Genomic DNA, 16,237 nt, shown 5'->3' on the forward strand with positions numbered 1-16,237 from the left:
GGCATTTCTGCTTTTTTTGACTAATTACTCTAAAAACCGCTTTTCAGCGCCGGGAATCTTCCTATTCTGTGTTCATGGCCGGTTTCTGCCCTTCAGGCTGGCGACTAATAAAAGGATAGGGCGATGCGGTTTTTGAAGTTTTCTCGGGCTTATAGAAGGACATCGTCCATGACGAAAGTACAAGGCATCACCGAAATGTTGGGAATCTTCCCTTGCCTCGCAACAGGGCGGCGAAGGCATCGGCTCAGTTCGGACGAAATGAAGCTGTTGGAACGGTATCGCGAGTTGTCGGAAAACGACCGGATTGCGATGCGGTATCTGGTGGATGCGATGCGGAGTGTTTCGCGGTTTTGAGCGCCAAACCAAAGGGGCGGACTGTGAAGTCTGCCCCTTTTTCATTTTTCACCCTGCGTTCAACTGCAAGTGCCCATGATCGTGAACGGTCGCTGTGCCTGCATCAGGTCAGGCATGTCCCGCCACTTGATCCACGCTTGATTCTTCCAGTGCAGCAGCGGCACCGAGATGCCTGCCCACTGCAACGAACTCAGGCTTGGAATGTTATCCACAGATGGCGCACTCGAATTACGCAGCATGGGGATGACTTCGTTGCTCAGCCACTGACGCAGGTTTCGATTTTCCGGGATGAAATGATGGACTAGCAGCGCATACATTCCCGATTCGCTGACCATCAGTGATTCGACGGTTTTGCCGTCTTTCAGCAACCAGACGTATCGGCGTTGATCGGGATCGAGTTTCAGAGTGAGACGTTGGTCCAGCGGACGACCCATCAAGCGACCGAGATCCTGGACGCAGAACCAGGCTTGGTTGTCTTGCATGAAGGCGTGAAGGAAGCGGTTGTGGCGGGTGAAGATGGAAGGGATGAAATGAGGATGGGTGTCAGATGGATTTAGCGTGTGCTTAAGCATTTTTTCGACTCCATGTTGAAAAGGGAGCCGCCACTAATCCTTCGACAGATTATGGGTGGCGGACCGTGCGGCGTTCGAAGTCGGGACATTCTCGATCAACATGCAAGCCAAGAGGCCCGCGCCACACGGCCCACCATAAAGCGAAACTGAAAGGCAAAAAATTGCCCCAGTTCATATGGGGGCGCGGATGCGCCATGTTGATGATTTACCGGCTTCGACCCCGGGTCGCTGATTTGGCAGCGACGAGGTAAAGCCTATCGTTCAGGCGCTCGCGGCGCCAAGTCTACTCTGGCGCCGCGTGTTGTAGGAATTGGAGTCTTCCCCGGAAGGCTTGGTCTGTAGGAATTTCCTGTTTTTGCCTGAAGTGCGCTGAAGCAGCATCGTCACCCTGGTTTTTCCTATAGTTTTTTCCGCTTTCAGGAACGAACTGCAGGTTTGCTACATGTTGATCGAATTTTCAGTTTCCAATTACCGCTCCTTCCGTGACAAGCAAACCCTGTCCATGGCAGCAACGCCGCGCCTGAGCAAAAAGCGCAACCTTTTCAAGTCGCCGGTGAATGGAGAAAAACTGCCGGACTTACTGAAGATCGCTGCGATATACGGGCCAAACGCGTCGGGTAAATCGTCACTGATCCGGGCGATGGGAATTATGGGAAGCTTGCTCGCTGCGCCTCCGACCTCAAATGAGGAATCGCTACCGGTTTCCCCGTTTCGTTTTGACCCGCAGCTTAAAGACGAGCCAAGTTGTTTCGAGTACAACTTCATTCAAGGCTCACTCCGTTATCGGTTTTTACTGCGCATGACGGCGCAACGAATCATCGAGGAACACCTGGTCTCTTATCCGAAAGGAAAGGAAACGCTTTTATATCAGCGTTGTTTGGGGGAGGAGGGTGAGCAGTACGTGTTTGGCTCAAGCCTTGAGGGAGGCAAAGAGGTTCACAATGCCTGGCGGCGTTTGACCAGTCCGAAGATGTTATTCATTGCACAGGCTGTCGCGAACAGCAGCGAAGAGCTGGCGCAGTTGCGAGAACCATTTGGCTGGTTTCAATCCGGCCTTCTCGTCATCGAACAGAACAACATGATGGGATTGTCGGCAGCCTCCATCCGGTTTCTTCAGATGGCATCGGACTACACGTGCGACTTGAGAGACTTTCTAAAAGAGGTCGATATTCCAGTCTCGGACATTCAACTGAATTCTGATGCAGACGCTGCTCCAGCCAGCAGAAAACTCACGCTTAAAGAATTCTTCGCGGCGGCGCGAAAAGACAAAGTGACCCTGACGCATACGAGTCATCTAGGAGATGCGGAGTTTGATTTTTCAGAAGAGTCTGGTGGCACAAAAAACCTGATTGGATTCTGGTTGCCCTGGTTCATGATCAATCACACAGACGGGAGCGGAATACTGGCCGTCGATGAGTTGGACAGCAGCCTTCATCCAGCAATAGTGGCTGATCTGATTGGAAAACATTTGGACAGTGGGCAGAACACCCAGCTGATTTTCACGACTCACGACACTCATCTGATGAATACCCAAATGCTTCGGCGAGATCAAATCTGGATCACCGAGCGTGATGCCAATGGCGCCACCCGTCTTTTTTCCGTCCACGATTTTGACGGGCGCGAGGGAGAGGACGTTGAGAAGCGGTACTTCGAAGGCCGTTACCGTGGTTTGCCGTTGATCAGGCGGAGGTAACCATGGCGCGGACGACACGCTTGTTTGATCGAAAGAAGTCGCGGTTCAAACCGCAACCCAAGGTGCTGATCCTTTGTGAGGACAGTCAATCAGGAAAGCGATACCTGGAGGATGCGGCCTTTCATTTTCGTGCCAACGCCCACGTTGAAATTGCCCATTGCGGCCTGACTCATCCAAGTGGGATTGTCGAAAGGGCGATTGCCCGGCAAAGAAACTTCGACAAGGTTTTTTGTGCCTTGGACCGCGACACTCATCTTTGCTTCGACCGTGCGGTCGACCTGGCGAAACCGCATCCGAAGATAAAAGTGATAGCGTCTTTTCCCTGTTTCGAGTTTTGGTTGCTATTGCACTTTGGCTACAACAGAAAGCCATTCGCTGCAGCAGGTGGGAAATCCCCCGGCGAACTTGTGACCAGAAGTCTTAGGGGCCAACCTCTGATGGAGGATTATGAAAAGGGTAAAAATGTCAGCCATTTTGATCTGTTGAAGGGAGAGCTTTTCAATACTGCAAGGGTGCTTGCTCCTCGAATTCTTCTCGATGCTGTTAACAGCGGTGAGCTCAATCCCAGTACTGAAATCCATCTGCTAATGGATGAGTTTGAAGTCCTTTCCGTCCCCCAATCGATCTAACGTCGTAACAACTCGCCCCGGTGCCACAACCAGCCCCGGGGCGAAATCAATTACCGACTAACCTTCCACGCATCCCCCGCCGGCACCGTCCCATGGTCATACGGCTTGGCCAACCACATGTAGATCAACCCCAACCCAGTAACGATCGCCGTACTCAACACCATCGCATAGTTGATGTACCACTCCGCATCCGGTGTACGCGTTGCTCGGCGTCGCTGTCGGCGACGGCTGCTGAGAGTTCGGGTAGTGCACTCATGGTGTGTCAGCTCCGGAAAATCGGCAGATTTCGGATGTCCGAAACCGTGGCAGGGCCGTGATGGCGCTGCCCGGATCGGTGGTTACAGTTTTGGTTTTCTGGCTTTGAATCCTGGCGGTGCGTGGTGCCGGTTTCGACCTTGAAACCGAGGTGACGCCTTCGCGAGCAAGCCCGCTCCCACATGGAATGCATTTCAACTGTGGGAGTGAGCCTGCTCGCGATGCTTTTAGTGCTTGAACATCACATGCCGAACCACGGTGTAGTCCTCCAGCCCATACATGGACATGTCCTTCCCGTAGCCGGACAATTTCTGACCGCCGTGGGGCATTTCACTGACCAGCATGAAGTGCGTATTCACCCAGGTGCAGCCGTACTGCAAGCGTGCAGACAGGCGATGCGCGCGACCGACATCCGAGGTCCAGACCGACGACGCCAAGCCGTAGTTCGAGTCGTTGGCCCAGCCCAGCACCTGTGCTTCATCGATGAACTTGGTCACCGACACCACCGGCCCGAACACTTCACGACGGACGATTTCGTCGTCCTGCTGAGCGTCCGCCAACACCGTCGGTTCGAAGAAGAAACCATTCCCCTCCACAGCCTTGCCGCCCGTGACCAAACGGATATGCGGTTGTGCCACGGCACGCTCGACAAACCCGGCCACGCGGTCACGGTGCTGCGCAGTGATCAGCGGCCCCAGCTCGGTGGACGGATCATCCTGCAACCCGTACTTGATGCTGCTGACCGCTTCGCCGAGTTTCTCGACGAATTTTTCGTAGATGCCTTCCTGTGCGTAGATGCGGCAAGCCGCGGTGCAATCCTGGCCGGCGTTGTAGAAACCGAAGGTGCGAATGCCTTCCACGGCAGCATCGATGTCGGCGTCGTCGAAGATGATTACCGGGGCCTTGCCGCCCAGTTCCATGTGCATGCGTTTGACGCTGTCGGCGGTGCTGGAAATGATGTTCGAACCGGTGGCGATCGATCCGGTCAGCGAGACCATGCGCACTTTCGGGTGCGTGACCAGCGGGCTGCCAACGCTAGGACCACGACCGAAGACGAGGTTGAGTACGCCGGCCGGGAAGATTTCCGACGCCAGTTCAGCCAGGCGCAACGCGGTCAGCGGGGTTTGTTCCGACGGCTTGAGCACCACGGTATTACCGGCGGCGAGGGCCGGGGCGATTTTCCAGGCGACCATCATCAGTGGGTAGTTCCACGGTGCGATGGAGGCGATCACGCCGACCGGGTCGCGACGGATCATTGAAGTGTGGCCGGGCAAGTATTCGCCGCCCGCCGAACCGCTCATGCAACGGCTGGCGCCGGCGAAGAAACGGAACACGTCGGCAATCGCCGGGATCTCGTCGTTCAGTGCTGCACTGTAGGGTTTGCCGCAGTTGTCCGATTCCAGCTTGGCCAGTTCTTCGCCGTGGGCTTCGATGGCGTCGGCGAGTTTGAGCAGCAGCAGCGAGCGTTCTTTCGGCGTGGTTTGCGACCAGCCTTCGAAGGCACTGTCGGCGGCACGCACGGCGGCATCGACCTGGGCTTCGCTGGCTTCGTTGATTTCCACCAGCACCCGGCCGAGGGCCGGGTTGAACACCGGTTGGGCGGGGCCGTCGCCGTCGATCAGTTGGCCGTTGATCAAGAGTTTGGTTTGCATTGTCTTGCCCTCATTGACGCTTTTATTGTTCTGTCGAAACCGGATCCCTGTAGGAGCGAGGCTTGCCCGCGAAGAGGCCATCACATTCAACATTGATGTTGGCTGACACACCGCTTTCGCGGGCAAGCCTCGCTCCTACAGGATCCGGTTTCCACATTAGGATCTGAGTTGTCGGTTATTTTCCGCCACTGCCCGCAACACTCTCACCGCCCCGGGTCAGGTAATACGCGCCGAGAATCGGCAGCATGGTCACCATCATCACCAGCATCGCGACGACGTTGGTCACCGGCACATCCCGTGGGCGACTGAGCTGGTTGAGCAGCCACAGCGGCAACGTGCGTTCATGCCCGGCGGTGAAGGTGGTGACGATGATTTCGTCGAACGACAACGCAAACGCGAGCATGCCGCCGGCCAGCAACGCCGAGCCGAGGTTCGGCAGGACGATGTAGCGAAAGGTCTGCCAGCCATCGGCGCCAAGGTCCATCGACGCTTCAATCAAACTGTGCGAAGTGCGGCGCAAACGGGCGATCACGTTGTTGTAGACGATCACCACACAGAAGGTCGCGTGGCCGACGATGATGGTGAACATTCCCGGTTCGATCCCCAGCGTCTTGAAGGTCGCCAGCAACGCGATACCGGTGATGATCCCGGGCAAGGCAATCGGCAGGATCAGCATCAGTGAGATGCCTTGCTTGCCGAAGAAATCCCGCCGGTACAACGCCGCCGACGCGAGCGTGCCGAGGACCAATGCGATCAACGTCGCGACGGACGCAATCTGCAACGACAACTTGATCGCTTCCAGCACGTCGGGACGCGAGAACGCGACGCCGATCCACTTCAGGGTGAAGCCCTTGGGCGGAAAGCTGAACGCCGTGTCTTCAGTGTTGAAGGCGTACAGGAAGATGATCAGGATCGGGAAGTGCAGGAACACCAGCCCGCCCCAGGCTGCGATTTTCAGGCCTAAAGAAGCTTTCTCAGAGTGCATCGAAAGCCCCCAGTCGTTTGACGATGGTCAGGTAAATGGCGATCAGCACAATCGGCACCAGCGTGAAGGCCGCGGCCATCGGCATGTTGCCGATTGCGCCTTGCTGCGCGTACACCATGCTGCCCACGAAGTAACCCGGCGGACCCACCAGTTGCGGCACGATGAAGTCGCCCAGGGTCAGCGAAAAGGTGAAGATCGAACCGGCCGCGATGCCTGGAATCGACAGCGGCAGAATCACCTGCATGAAAGTCTGGCGCGGCTTGGCGCCAAGGTCGGCCGACGCTTGCAGCAGCGAAGGCGGCAGGCGTTCCAGCGAGGCCTGGATCGGCAGGATCATGAACGGCAGCCAGATGTAGACGAACACCATGAAACGACCCAAGTGCGAGGTCGACAACGTGCTGCCACCGACGCCCGGAATGCCCAGCACAAACTGCAAAACCGGCTCCAGTCCAAGGTACTGAACAAACCACTGCGCAACACCGCCCTTGGCCAGCAGCAAGGTCCACGCGTAAGCCTTGACGATGTAACTGGCCCACATCGGCATCATCACCGCGATGTAGAAAAACGCCTTGGTCTTGCCGGTGGTGTAGCGCGCCATGTAATAGGCGATCGGGAACGCGACGATGGCGCTGGCAATCGAGACGGCGACGGCCATGCTCAGGGTGCGCAGGATGATGTCGAAGTTCGACGGCTGGAACAGCGCGGCAAAGTTCGCCAGGGTCAGGTCGGGGGTGACCGCCATGGTGAAGTCATCGAAGGTGTAGAAGCCTTGCCACAGCAGCACCAGCAGCGAACCGAGGTAGATCGCGCCGAACCACAGCAGCGGCGGCACCAGCAGCAGCGACAGGTAAAAATTCGGTCGGCGATAGAGCAGGTTGGAAAACCTGCGCAACGGCGAACCGCCGGCCGGGGTTTGAGGGAGAGCCACGCTGGTCATTTCACACCCCACCGACAGCGTTGTCGTGCAGCGGGATCATCGCCTCGCGAGCCCAGCGTGCGCTGATGCGTTGCCCGGTCTGGTGCTGGGCGCTGACGTCCAGCCACTGCACGTTGGCCTGGCTGATGTTGAGGGTCTGGCCGTTCTCCAGTTTCAGTTCATAGCGCGTGGCGCTGCCCTGGTACTGAATGTCGTGGAGCAAACCGCTGACTTCAATCTCGTGGCTGGCCAGCGGGCCTTCGGCAAAACGCACGTGTTCGGGGCGAATCGAAAACGGCTGTGGATTGCCGCTCAATTGCTTCGCCAGATCGCCGCGAATCACATTGGACGTACCGACGAATTCAGCAACAAAAGTGGTCGCCGGTTTCATGTACAGGTTGCGTGGTGTGTCGACCTGCTCGATGCGCCCTTTGTTGAATACCGCCACGCGGTCAGACATCGACAACGCTTCGGTCTGGTCGTGAGTGACGAAGATGAACGTGATGCCGAGTTGGCGTTGCAGCTTTTTCAGCTCGCTCTGCATTTGTTCGCGCAGTTTCAGATCGAGGGCGCCCAATGGCTCGTCGAGCAGCAGCACGCGAGGGCGATTGACCAGGGCGCGGGCCAGGGCCACACGCTGGCGCTGACCACCGGACAGTTGCACCGGTTTGCGTTCGCCGTAACCGCCTAGGGCGACCATGTCGAGGGCCTCTTCGGCACGCTGCTGGCGTTCAGCTTTGCCGACGCCTTTGACTTTCAAACCGTAGGCGACGTTGTCGAGCACGTTCATATGCGGGAACAGCGCGTAATCCTGAAACACCGTGTTGACGTCACGCTCATACGGCGGCAGCCCGGCGGCTTCTTCGCCATGAATCCGGATAGAGCCTGCGCTCGGTTGTTCGAAACCGGCGATCAGGCGCAAACAGGTGGTCTTGCCCGAGCCGGAAGGGCCCAGCATGGAAAAGAACTCGCCGTCCTGGATATCGATGGAAACCCGGTCAACGGCCTTCACTTCGCCGAACTGACGGGAAACGTTGGTGAACTGGACTGCAAGCGTCATGGTGCGGAACTCCGAAAATCTGAATCTTTAAAAGCATCGCGAGCAGGCTCGCTCCCACAGGTATTGCAGTGAAGATGGGGGATCAAGTTTGTAGCAGCTGCCGAGGAACGAGGCTGCGTCGGGCTGCGCAGCGGCCCCCGAGGGCGGTCCTGCGGACACGCAACGCAGCCTCGTTCCTCGGCAGCTGCTACAGGGGCTTAGCGGCCGCCCATGATCGCGATGTAGTCCTGGGTCCAGCGGCTGTACGGCACGAACTTGCCGCCTTCGGCCTGCGGGGTTTTCCAGAAAGCGATTTTCTCGAACTGGTCGAAACCGTTGGTCTTGCAGCCCTCGGCACCGAGCAGTTCGCTCTCCTTGCACCCGGCTGGAACCGATGGCAACGAACCGAACCAGGCCGCCAGGTCACCCTGGACTTTCGGTTGCAGTGAATGGTCCATCCACTTGTAAGCGCAGTTCGGGTGCTTGGCGTCGGCGTGCAGCATGGTGGTATCGGCCCAGCCCGTCGCACCTTCCTTGGGAATGACCGAGGCCACCGGCTGCTTGTCCGCCACCAGGCCATTGACCATGTAGCCCCAGGTGCTGGAAGCCACGACACCTTCGTTTTTGACGTCGCTCATCTGTACGGTCGCGTCATGCCAATAACGGTGGATCAAGGGCTGCTGCTTGCGAAGCAGGTCCAGTACCGCTTTGTATTGCGCTTCGTTGAGCTGGTACGGGTCCTTGATCCCCAGTTCCGGCTGTTTGGATTTGAGATAGAGCGCCGCATCGGCGATGTAGATCGGGCCGTCGTACGCCTGGACCCGGCCCTTGTTGGACTTGCCGTCCGGCAGGGTCTGCTCTTCAAACACCACGCTCCAGCTGTCCGGGGCGGTCTTGAAGACATTGGTGTTGTACATCAGGACGTTCGGGCCCCATTGATACGGGGTGCCAAAGGTTTGGTTATTGACGACGTACCACGGGCCATCCTTGAGACGAGGGTCGATGTTCTTCCAGTTCGGGATCAACGCGGTGTTGATCGGCTGCACACGCTTGCCGGCGATCAACCGCAACGAGGCATCGCCCGATGCCGTCACCAGGTCGTAACCGCCCTTGGACATCAGGCTGACCATCTCGTCGGAAGTCGCCGCAGTCTTCACATTGACCTTGCAGCCGGTTTCCTTCTCGAAACCGGTCACCCAGTCGTAAGCCTTGTCGCTTTCGCCACGTTCGATGTAGCCGGGCCACGCCACGATATCCAGCTGACCTTCGCCGGCGCCGACGGCTTTCAGCGGTTCAGCGGCCTGAATGCTGGCGCTGGCCAGCAGGGCCGTGGTGATTGCACTGAGCAGTGCGGTCTTGTGCACGAACATGGGAATTCCCTCTTCTTTAATTATGGTCGGGGCAGTTGTGAACGTGGTGAAACGTGCCGTGAGCGGCTTGTTATTAGCGTAGTCAGAGATGCTGGCCGTGGCGGGCCATGATGTGCCGCACCACGCTGTAGTCCTGAAGCGAATCGCTGGATAAGTCTTTGCCATAGCCCGAGCGCTTGAGGCCGCCGTGGGGCATTTCGCTGACCAGCATGAAATGGCTGTTGATCCAGGTGCAGCCGTACTGCAAGCGCGCCGCGACCTGCATGGCTTTGTCCAGGTTCTGGGTCCAGACCGAGGAGGCGAGTCCGTATTCCGAATCGTTGGCCCAGTCCACCGCTTGTTCGAGTTGATCGAAACGGGTCACGGTGACCACCGGCCCGAACACTTCGCGCTGGACGATTTCATCGCTCTGTTTGCAACCGGCCAGCAGGGTGGGCTGGTAATAGAAGCCAGCGCCTGAATGCACTGCCGCGCCCGTCACCCGCTCGATGTGCGGCTGGCCGAGGGCGCGTTCGACGAAACTGGCCACGCGGTCGCGCTGGCGAGTGCTGATCAGCGGGCCGATCTCGTTGTCGGCGTCGCGTTTACCGGCAAAGCGCAGGCTGCTGACCGCCGCACCGAGTTCCGCCACCAATCGATCATGAATCCCGGCCTGTGCGTAAATCCGGCAAGCCGCGGTGCAATCCTGGCCAGCGTTGTAATAACCGTAGGTGCGCACGCCTTCGACCACGGCCTGAATATCCGCATCGTTGCAGACGATCACCGGCGCTTTACCGCCGAGCTCAAGGTGCGTGCGTTTCAGGGTTTTTGCCGCGGCCTGGAGGATTTTTTGCCCGGTGACGATATCGCCGGTCAGCGACACCATGCGCACTTTGGGATGACTGACCAAGTGGCTGCCGACGCCTTCACCACCGCCGCAGACGATATTGATTACGCCGCGCGGCAGGATCTCTGCCAGCGTGGGCGCCAGGGCCAGAATCGACAGCGGCGTGTGTTCGGACGGCTTGAACACCAGCGTGTTGCCGGCAGCGAGGGCCGGGGCGATTTTCCACGCGGCCATCATGATCGGGTAGTTCCACGGCGCAATCGAGGCGACCACGCCAATCGGATCGCGACGGACCATGCTGGTGTAGCCCGGTAGGTATTCGCCGCTGAGCTGGCCAGTCTGGCAGCGCACGGCACCGGCGAAGAAGCGGAACACATCGACCGTCGCGCTCAAGTCATCCTGGCGAGCCAGGTGCAACGGCTTGCCGCAGTTCAGGGATTCGAGACGGGCGAGGAGGTCGGCTTGTTTTTCGATGGCGTTGGCGATGTCCAACAACAGGTTCGAACGTTGCTGCGGCGTGGTCCGCGACCAACCGGCGAAGGCGCGGTGGGCGGCGAGGATGGCGGCTTCGGCTTGCTCGGTGCTGGCTTCGGCGATGTGGGTCAGCACTTCCCCGGTGGCCGGGTTGAGGATCGGTTCGACAAACCCCTGGCCCGCGACCAATTCGCCATCGATCAACAACGCGGTGAACAACGGGGTCTGCGCGCCAGCCATTTTTCGGGTTCTCTTTTCTTGTGTGGCCATGCTGCTCCCAGTGACTGGGGCCCCGGCCGTCTTAATGATTCTGCAAGACTAGTGCGCGGGCCCGAGGTCGACAAATTCTAAATACTGAAGGTGGCGTTCGATTAAATAGATGGCTTGCGCCCGCCGTGGGGTTGCTCCCGAGCGACAGTTAAAAACGGATCAACCAACGCCGGGCGCGCGGTGCCACGGCGCCAGGCGAGGCCAACGTCAAGAGTCTGGCTCAGGTCGGCAATCGGCCGCGCTTCAATGATGTCGCCCTCCAGTGACCACGGACGGTAGGTCATGTCGGGCTGGATCGACACGCCTAAACCGGCGGCCACCAGGCTTCGCACGGCTTCCGTCGAGGCCGTTCTCAAGGTGATTCGTGGTTGCAATGACGCGGCCGACCACATGCGCTGGGCGTTGCGGTCCATTTCGTCGACGTTGAGCTGAATCAGCGGCTCGCGGGCCACGTCGGCGAGGTTGATGCTGTCGTGTTCCAGCAGCGGATGCTGGGCCGGCAACCACAGGCGATGGGGCGAGTGGGTCAACACTTCGGTCTGCAAGGCGTGGCGGTCTTCGAGGTTGGAGAGGATCAATACACCGATATCGATCTCGCCGCTGACCAGCAAATGCTCGATATACGGCCTCTCGTCCTCCATCACCCGGATCTCGACGTTGGGATAGGCGCGCTGGAAACGAGTGAGCAGATCCGCGAGGTAGTAACCGGCCACCAGACTCGTCACGCCAATGATCAACTGGCCGGCGACCTGGTCGGTGCTTTGTTGCAGGCTGCGTTTGGCGTTGTCCACCGTGGCCAGAATCAGGTGTGCCTGGCGCAGGAATTGATGGCCCTGGTGGGTCAGGCTCATGCCCTTGGCGTGCCGGTTAAACAGGCCGACGCCAATCTCCTCCTCCAGTTGCTGGATTGCCAGGGTCAATGTCGATTGGGAAATGAACGCAGTTTGCGCGGCAGCGGAGATCGAGCCGGTCTCGGCCACAGCGATGAAGTGACGAATCTGACGCAAGGTCATCATGGGAAATTACCCGGTGGGCGGTTTTTATAGATTCGCTTGAGTGTATATCGCTTTAATCGATGGCTCTGTTTTTCCAGGCAACATCCAGAAGCACTCTCGTCCCCGGTCGCCGGGCACTTTCGTTCTAGGCTGGTGGCCTTAAGTGTCCGGTTAACCCCTTTCGTGGAGGCGGCAAATGAATACGCGTGGATTGCTCGATCAACTACTCAAGTCCGGTCAGGACCTGATGCAGAACAAGGCCAGCGGCAATCAAAACAAGTCGTCCAGCGGTGGATTGGGCGGATTGCTCGGCGGCAGCGGTGGTTCGGGCGGCCTCGGTGGTCTGCTCTCCGGCGCGGGCGGTGGCGCACTGGCGGCGGGCGCCATGGGCTTGTTGCTCGGTAGCAAAAAGGCCCGCAATGTTGGCGGCAAAGTCGCCATCTACGGCGGCCTCGCAGCCCTCGGCGTCATTGCCTACAAGGCTTACGGCAATTGGCAGGCCCAGCAGGGCACCGCGCCGAAGACTGAACCGCAGACACTCGATCGTCTGCCCCCGGCGCAAGTCGAACTGCACAGCCAGGCGATTCTCAAGGCGCTGGTCGCCGCAGCCAAAGCCGATGGCCACGTTGATGATCGCGAGCGCGCATTGATCGAAGGCGAATTCACCAAACTCGACAACGATCAGGAACTGCAGCAGTGGCTGCACGCCGAACTCAGCAAGCCGCTCGACCCGACAGAAGTCGCCCGCGCGGCCAGCACCCCGGAAATGGCGGCCGAGATGTACATCGCCAGCGTGATGCTGGTGGATGAGGAGAGCTTCATGGAGAAGTCCTACCTCGACGAACTGGCGCGGCAACTGAAGCTTGAGCCGGGGTTGAAGGCTGAGTTGGAAAAACAAGTGCGGCAGGCTTCGGTATAACCAACAAGTTTTCTCGAAACGGACTCCATCGAAACCCCGCCCACTCTTGAAAAGAGGGGCGGGTTTTTCATGTCTGAGTGAAAAGAAGTGAGCGATCAGCCATAAACCGTCGGTCTGAAAACACAGAGTACCTGTTATTTCTGACAGTAGCCGAGCACACGTTTCGGCGGTTTGATACCGCTACTTGCGCCGCTCTTTGCGGCTTGTCGACGAGGAGCGTGTGTGATGACCGATACATCAAGTGCTGCCGAAACCCTGGCTTTGGTTCCGCCGAACATTTTCGGCGGAATTCTAAATGTAAAGTCGGAAGATCCCTCTGTCGGCGACCCCGTTCTAGGTGCCCCATTGAGACTTACAGAAAAAGGGCATCTGGAAGTTATCGTCGATGCTCCCTTTCCTGCTGCGGATAAGCTGACCCTCTACCTGAATGGCAGGCGCATCGACGTCCCTTATGAGGTCGATGCGCAGGATCGTACCCGTTTCAGAGTGCCAAAGGCATTGCTTCGCGAAGGTGCCCAAAATCTTCAGTATGAGGCCGAGCGTGGCAGTGGTAACTCTGAGAAATCGCCCGAGCTATGGGTCTTGTACTCTCTGATTCGCCCCGGTGGCCGAGACCCGTTTGGTGGCAATGACTACCAGGACAACCTGAAAATCGGCTTGCCTGAGGCGATTATAAAATTGGGCGTGGGCCCGGAAGAGGCAGCGCAAGATATCCCGCTGACCGTTTCCTACCCGTTTGCGAAACTCCACGATGTCGTGGAGGTTAACTGTAACGGTTATACATTCACCTACACCGTGACCCAGAATGACCTCGGCGGTTCGTTTGACATTCCGATCCCTGAAGAAGCCTTTATCGAAGGGGGTAATAGTGAGAGCTTCTTGGTCTCCTATACGGTATGGGACCAGCTAGAGAACTACACGCAAGACGGGCTTCCATCGATTGCGCTCTCGATAGTCGTCGACCTCAAACCAAAAGAGATGGATCGGCCGGATCTCATCGAGGATATGGCCGGAGAGGAGGATGACGCCGACACCATTGATCGATCCAGTCTCAAAGACTTCCTGTTTGCCAGAGTGCATGTCCGTACTCCCCTCTGGAAGAAAGGCGATTCCATTCGATTGACTTATACCTGCATCCCGGCCGAAGGCGCGCCGGTGACCCGAACCCTGGCCGATGTCCTAGTTAACCGGGTTCCTGACTTTGTTGAAATGAAGATGCCGGCTGCTCAAGTCATTGCGGTCGCCTGGGTAAGGGTGGATTACAGCCTCGTGAGGAGCGGCAAGGTTGTGGCCAGTTCATACCTCACCAAAGCGGAGGTCGTGGGTGGAGGCTCCAGCGAATTGCCCGCACCTTTGGTGCCAGGGCTGGTGGGCAAAAGTATCGATCCAACGAAACACCCGGATGGTTTTACGGTGCGGGTCGATTGGGCGACCGGCTGGAAGACTGGGGATAAAGTCAAACTGGTGGTCACGGGTGGAGCGTCGGGCGTGGGAACGCCGGTGTTCGGCTTTATTCTTTTCAATGTCAACTCCCGCGCCAATTTCAAGTTGAACCGGGATTTCATCATGGCCAACGCGAACCTGGAGGTGGGGTTTAAGTGGGTGCTGTTGCGTGACGGCAAGGAAACGGAATCCAAACTTCTGCCCCTTACGATCGAGAGAATCAACGCTGAAAATCCGAATTTTCCATCAGCGGAAATTACGCAGGCCATTGAAATTAACGGGTCGAAAGTGGTGGATTTACGGTCGTTCAAAGGTGATGCGCAGGTCGTCTGTCCAGTTTGGCCGTTTATTGCAGCTCTTCAACGGTACTGGCTGCAAGTCGAAGGCACTGGGTTTGATGGTGAGCGCAAGGTTTCTATTATCGTAGATGGCTTAAAGTTGACACCGGCTCAAGTCGAGAGTGGACTTGATCATGTACTGCCGCGTTCAGAACTAGAGCAGTTCAAGCCTGGCCACCAGTTGACAGTCCGGTTGCGTGTAGATCTGTACCCGAACGAAAACGCTGAGACGATTGTGACCTTCATACCGGTTCTCTATACACTGATTACTGCAGGGATGTATGACACGCTAGAGTTTGTAAATTCGCCTTATACCGTCGCTCCGCTAGGCCGTCTAAAAAATATTGAATTGAAGGTGGTTGACGCGAACGGAGAGTTCATCAAGCAAAAGTCGATTTCTGTAATTATTCCGAAAGGGTTTACATTCTCAGACGGGGGGGAGGGGCGTCGTGAATTCAAAACCGGCATTTTCGGCGAGATTATCATCAGTGGAGTTAAAGCACCTGATGCACCTCAAGCAAGTTACTCGCTCCAGGCAGAACTTGATGGTCAGCCCGTAGTCGCCGCCTTGAATGTTACGGCTCGGGGGAAGTTGGGGGAGCTAGCGTCTAATAGATTAACCAGAGACGTTGTTATAAGTCCTGATGGTACCCGTATCTATGCTGCTGACACGCACAGTGGCCTCTTGGTCATTGATAGTCAGACGTTGCAGGTCATTGGGACAGCTATCACGGAATCTCATGGTCCCCTCGTAACTGTCAGTCCGGACGGGGGGCGTGCCTTTGTTTGCTATGGTATAACAATTGTAAATTTAATGGCTTCTGAAAGGCTTGCTAGGATCTCAAGTACATATACAGCGGGAAAGGGTGTTTTTAGTCTGGACGGCGTTCATGCTTATTTTGTAGGGTCTTCTGGCCTTGTGATGATTAACACGGCACTTATGCGAGAGGAAGAAGTTTTTTCTGTGGGTGGTTTTAGTTATGAAGATTTCATAGCTATTAGTCCAAGCAGTAAAAACGTATTTGTCTGTGAAATTAATACGGCAAAGCTATCGATTTTCGATCCCCGCAAGAAAGTGATATTCAGGACCAGCTCGGTGTTTCAGGGTCGGGTGGGTGGTTTTGCTATGAGCTCGGATGGGAGAGTTCTCTACGTTAGCTATTCCGGTGAAAAAAGAATTAGGGTGTTCAACGCTGAAACTCTATCTGTGAGTCATGTACTAGAAGCGTTGTTAGGAGGAGGGGCTATTGCACTGGGTTCTGACGGTCGCTTACTGTTCGTTGCAAGTACTGATGAGAGCATAGTAAGGGTCGTCGATACCGTAAGTTTAAAGGTGGTAAGGATTTTAGACGTCGCGGGAAAGCCAAGACATATTTTCATCAGTCCGGATGATGCCCGCCTCTACGTTTGTTATAGCGATCTAGCAAAAATGTCTTCCATTCAAATCAGGTAGCACTAAAACATAAACGAAGCCGGTGCGTGAAATGGCGTGAAATGTTGACGGATC

The 16,237-nt window shown here is 57.0% G+C and carries 13 protein-coding genes; 5 read left to right on the forward strand and 8 right to left on the reverse strand.

The genetic code is table 11. From position 1 onward, the window contains the following. The first annotated feature begins 168 nt into the window (after positions 1–168). Positions 169–354, forward strand: a complete 186-nt coding sequence (locus ACA060_RS05160) for a hypothetical protein (RefSeq protein WP_010462962.1) — start codon at positions 169–171, stop codon at positions 352–354. Positions 355–413: 59 nt separating this feature from the next. Here ACA060_RS05160 and ACA060_RS05165 read toward each other — a convergent pair whose 3' ends face one another. Then, entirely contained in the window at positions 414–926 is a 513-nt protein-coding gene (locus ACA060_RS05165) for a BRO-N domain-containing protein (RefSeq protein WP_497315810.1), read from the reverse strand. A gap of 442 nt (positions 927–1,368) precedes the next feature. Here ACA060_RS05165 and ACA060_RS05170 point away from each other — a divergent pair, with 442 nt between their 5' ends. Further along, a complete protein-coding gene (locus ACA060_RS05170; RefSeq protein ID WP_497315812.1) occupies positions 1,369–2,619 on the forward strand; it encodes an AAA family ATPase in 1,251 nt (416 codons plus the stop codon). 2 nt (positions 2,620–2,621) lie between these two features. After that, entirely contained in the window at positions 2,622–3,248 is a 627-nt protein-coding gene (locus tag ACA060_RS05175; RefSeq protein ID WP_109628153.1) for an RloB family protein, read from the forward strand. Positions 3,249–3,730: 482 nt separating this feature from the next. Here the strand turns inward: ACA060_RS05175 and ACA060_RS05180 are convergent, their stop codons facing one another. From ACA060_RS05180 to ACA060_RS05210, 7 genes are all read right to left on the reverse strand, one after another. Then, a complete protein-coding gene (locus ACA060_RS05180) occupies positions 3,731–5,155 on the reverse strand; it encodes a gamma-aminobutyraldehyde dehydrogenase (protein ID WP_497315814.1) in 1,425 nt (474 codons plus the stop codon). Positions 5,156–5,330: 175 nt separating this feature from the next. Then, positions 5,331–6,140 carry an ABC transporter permease gene (locus ACA060_RS05185; protein ID WP_150710010.1) on the reverse strand — a complete coding sequence of 270 codons (810 nt, stop codon included), beginning with the start codon at positions 6,138–6,140 and terminating at the stop codon, positions 5,331–5,333. Next, positions 6,130–7,077 carry an ABC transporter permease gene (locus ACA060_RS05190; RefSeq protein WP_497315816.1) on the reverse strand — a complete coding sequence of 316 codons (948 nt, stop codon included), beginning with the start codon at positions 7,075–7,077 and terminating at the stop codon, positions 6,130–6,132. The genes ACA060_RS05185 and ACA060_RS05190 overlap by 11 nt, the downstream gene beginning before the upstream one ends. A gap of 1 nt (position 7,078) precedes the next feature. Next, on the reverse strand, positions 7,079–8,116 hold the full coding sequence (locus tag ACA060_RS05195) for an ABC transporter ATP-binding protein (RefSeq protein WP_497315818.1): 1,038 nt from the start codon (positions 8,114–8,116) through the stop codon (positions 7,079–7,081). Positions 8,117–8,313: 197 nt separating this feature from the next. Further along, positions 8,314–9,465 (reverse strand): putative ABC transporter substrate-binding protein YdcS, encoded by a 1,152-nt coding sequence (gene ydcS / locus ACA060_RS05200; RefSeq protein ID WP_497315820.1) that lies wholly within the window; start codon positions 9,463–9,465, stop codon positions 8,314–8,316. An 82-nt stretch (positions 9,466–9,547) separates the two neighbouring features. Next, the gene (locus ACA060_RS05205) at positions 9,548–11,035 is read right to left on the reverse strand and encodes a gamma-aminobutyraldehyde dehydrogenase (RefSeq protein WP_497315822.1); all 1,488 of its coding nucleotides are present in this window, start codon (positions 11,033–11,035) and stop codon (positions 9,548–9,550) included. A 101-nt stretch (positions 11,036–11,136) separates the two neighbouring features. Further along, positions 11,137–12,051, reverse strand: a complete 915-nt coding sequence (locus tag ACA060_RS05210; RefSeq protein ID WP_497315824.1) for a LysR family transcriptional regulator — start codon at positions 12,049–12,051, stop codon at positions 11,137–11,139. A 175-nt stretch (positions 12,052–12,226) separates the two neighbouring features. Here ACA060_RS05210 and ACA060_RS05215 point away from each other — a divergent pair, with 175 nt between their 5' ends. Continuing rightward, positions 12,227–12,949, forward strand: a complete 723-nt coding sequence (locus ACA060_RS05215) for a tellurite resistance TerB family protein (protein WP_497315826.1) — start codon at positions 12,227–12,229, stop codon at positions 12,947–12,949. Between the two features lie 225 nt (positions 12,950–13,174). Continuing rightward, a complete protein-coding gene (locus ACA060_RS05220; RefSeq protein WP_497315828.1) occupies positions 13,175–16,183 on the forward strand; it encodes a YncE family protein in 3,009 nt (1,002 codons plus the stop codon). The last annotated feature ends 54 nt before the right edge of the window (positions 16,184–16,237 follow it).

It is taken from the genome of Pseudomonas sp. LBUM1671, from assembly GCF_059695685.1.

Excerpts from the sequence above, each read along its gene's own strand:
- ACA060_RS05160 (WP_010462962.1), top strand. The coding sequence starts at position 169 with ATGACGAAAGTACAAGGCATCACCGAAATGTTGGGAATCTTCCCTTGC.
- ACA060_RS05165 (WP_497315810.1), bottom strand. The coding sequence starts at position 926 with ATGCTTAAGCACACGCTAAATCCATCTGACACCCATCCTCATTTCATC.
- ACA060_RS05170 (WP_497315812.1), top strand. The coding sequence starts at position 1,369 with ATGTTGATCGAATTTTCAGTTTCCAATTACCGCTCCTTCCGTGACAAG.
- ACA060_RS05175 (WP_109628153.1), top strand. The coding sequence starts at position 2,622 with ATGGCGCGGACGACACGCTTGTTTGATCGAAAGAAGTCGCGGTTCAAA.
- ACA060_RS05180 (WP_497315814.1), bottom strand. The coding sequence starts at position 5,155 with ATGCAAACCAAACTCTTGATCAACGGCCAACTGATCGACGGCGACGGC.
- ACA060_RS05185 (WP_150710010.1), bottom strand. The coding sequence starts at position 6,140 with ATGCACTCTGAGAAAGCTTCTTTAGGCCTGAAAATCGCAGCCTGGGGC.
- ACA060_RS05190 (WP_497315816.1), bottom strand. The coding sequence starts at position 7,077 with ATGACCAGCGTGGCTCTCCCTCAAACCCCGGCCGGCGGTTCGCCGTTG.
- ACA060_RS05195 (WP_497315818.1), bottom strand. The coding sequence starts at position 8,116 with ATGACGCTTGCAGTCCAGTTCACCAACGTTTCCCGTCAGTTCGGCGAA.
- ydcS (WP_497315820.1), bottom strand. The coding sequence starts at position 9,465 with ATGTTCGTGCACAAGACCGCACTGCTCAGTGCAATCACCACGGCCCTG.
- ACA060_RS05205 (WP_497315822.1), bottom strand. The coding sequence starts at position 11,035 with ATGGCCACACAAGAAAAGAGAACCCGAAAAATGGCTGGCGCGCAGACC.
- ACA060_RS05210 (WP_497315824.1), bottom strand. The coding sequence starts at position 12,051 with ATGATGACCTTGCGTCAGATTCGTCACTTCATCGCTGTGGCCGAGACC.
- ACA060_RS05215 (WP_497315826.1), top strand. The coding sequence starts at position 12,227 with ATGAATACGCGTGGATTGCTCGATCAACTACTCAAGTCCGGTCAGGAC.
- ACA060_RS05220 (WP_497315828.1), top strand. The coding sequence starts at position 13,175 with ATGACCGATACATCAAGTGCTGCCGAAACCCTGGCTTTGGTTCCGCCG.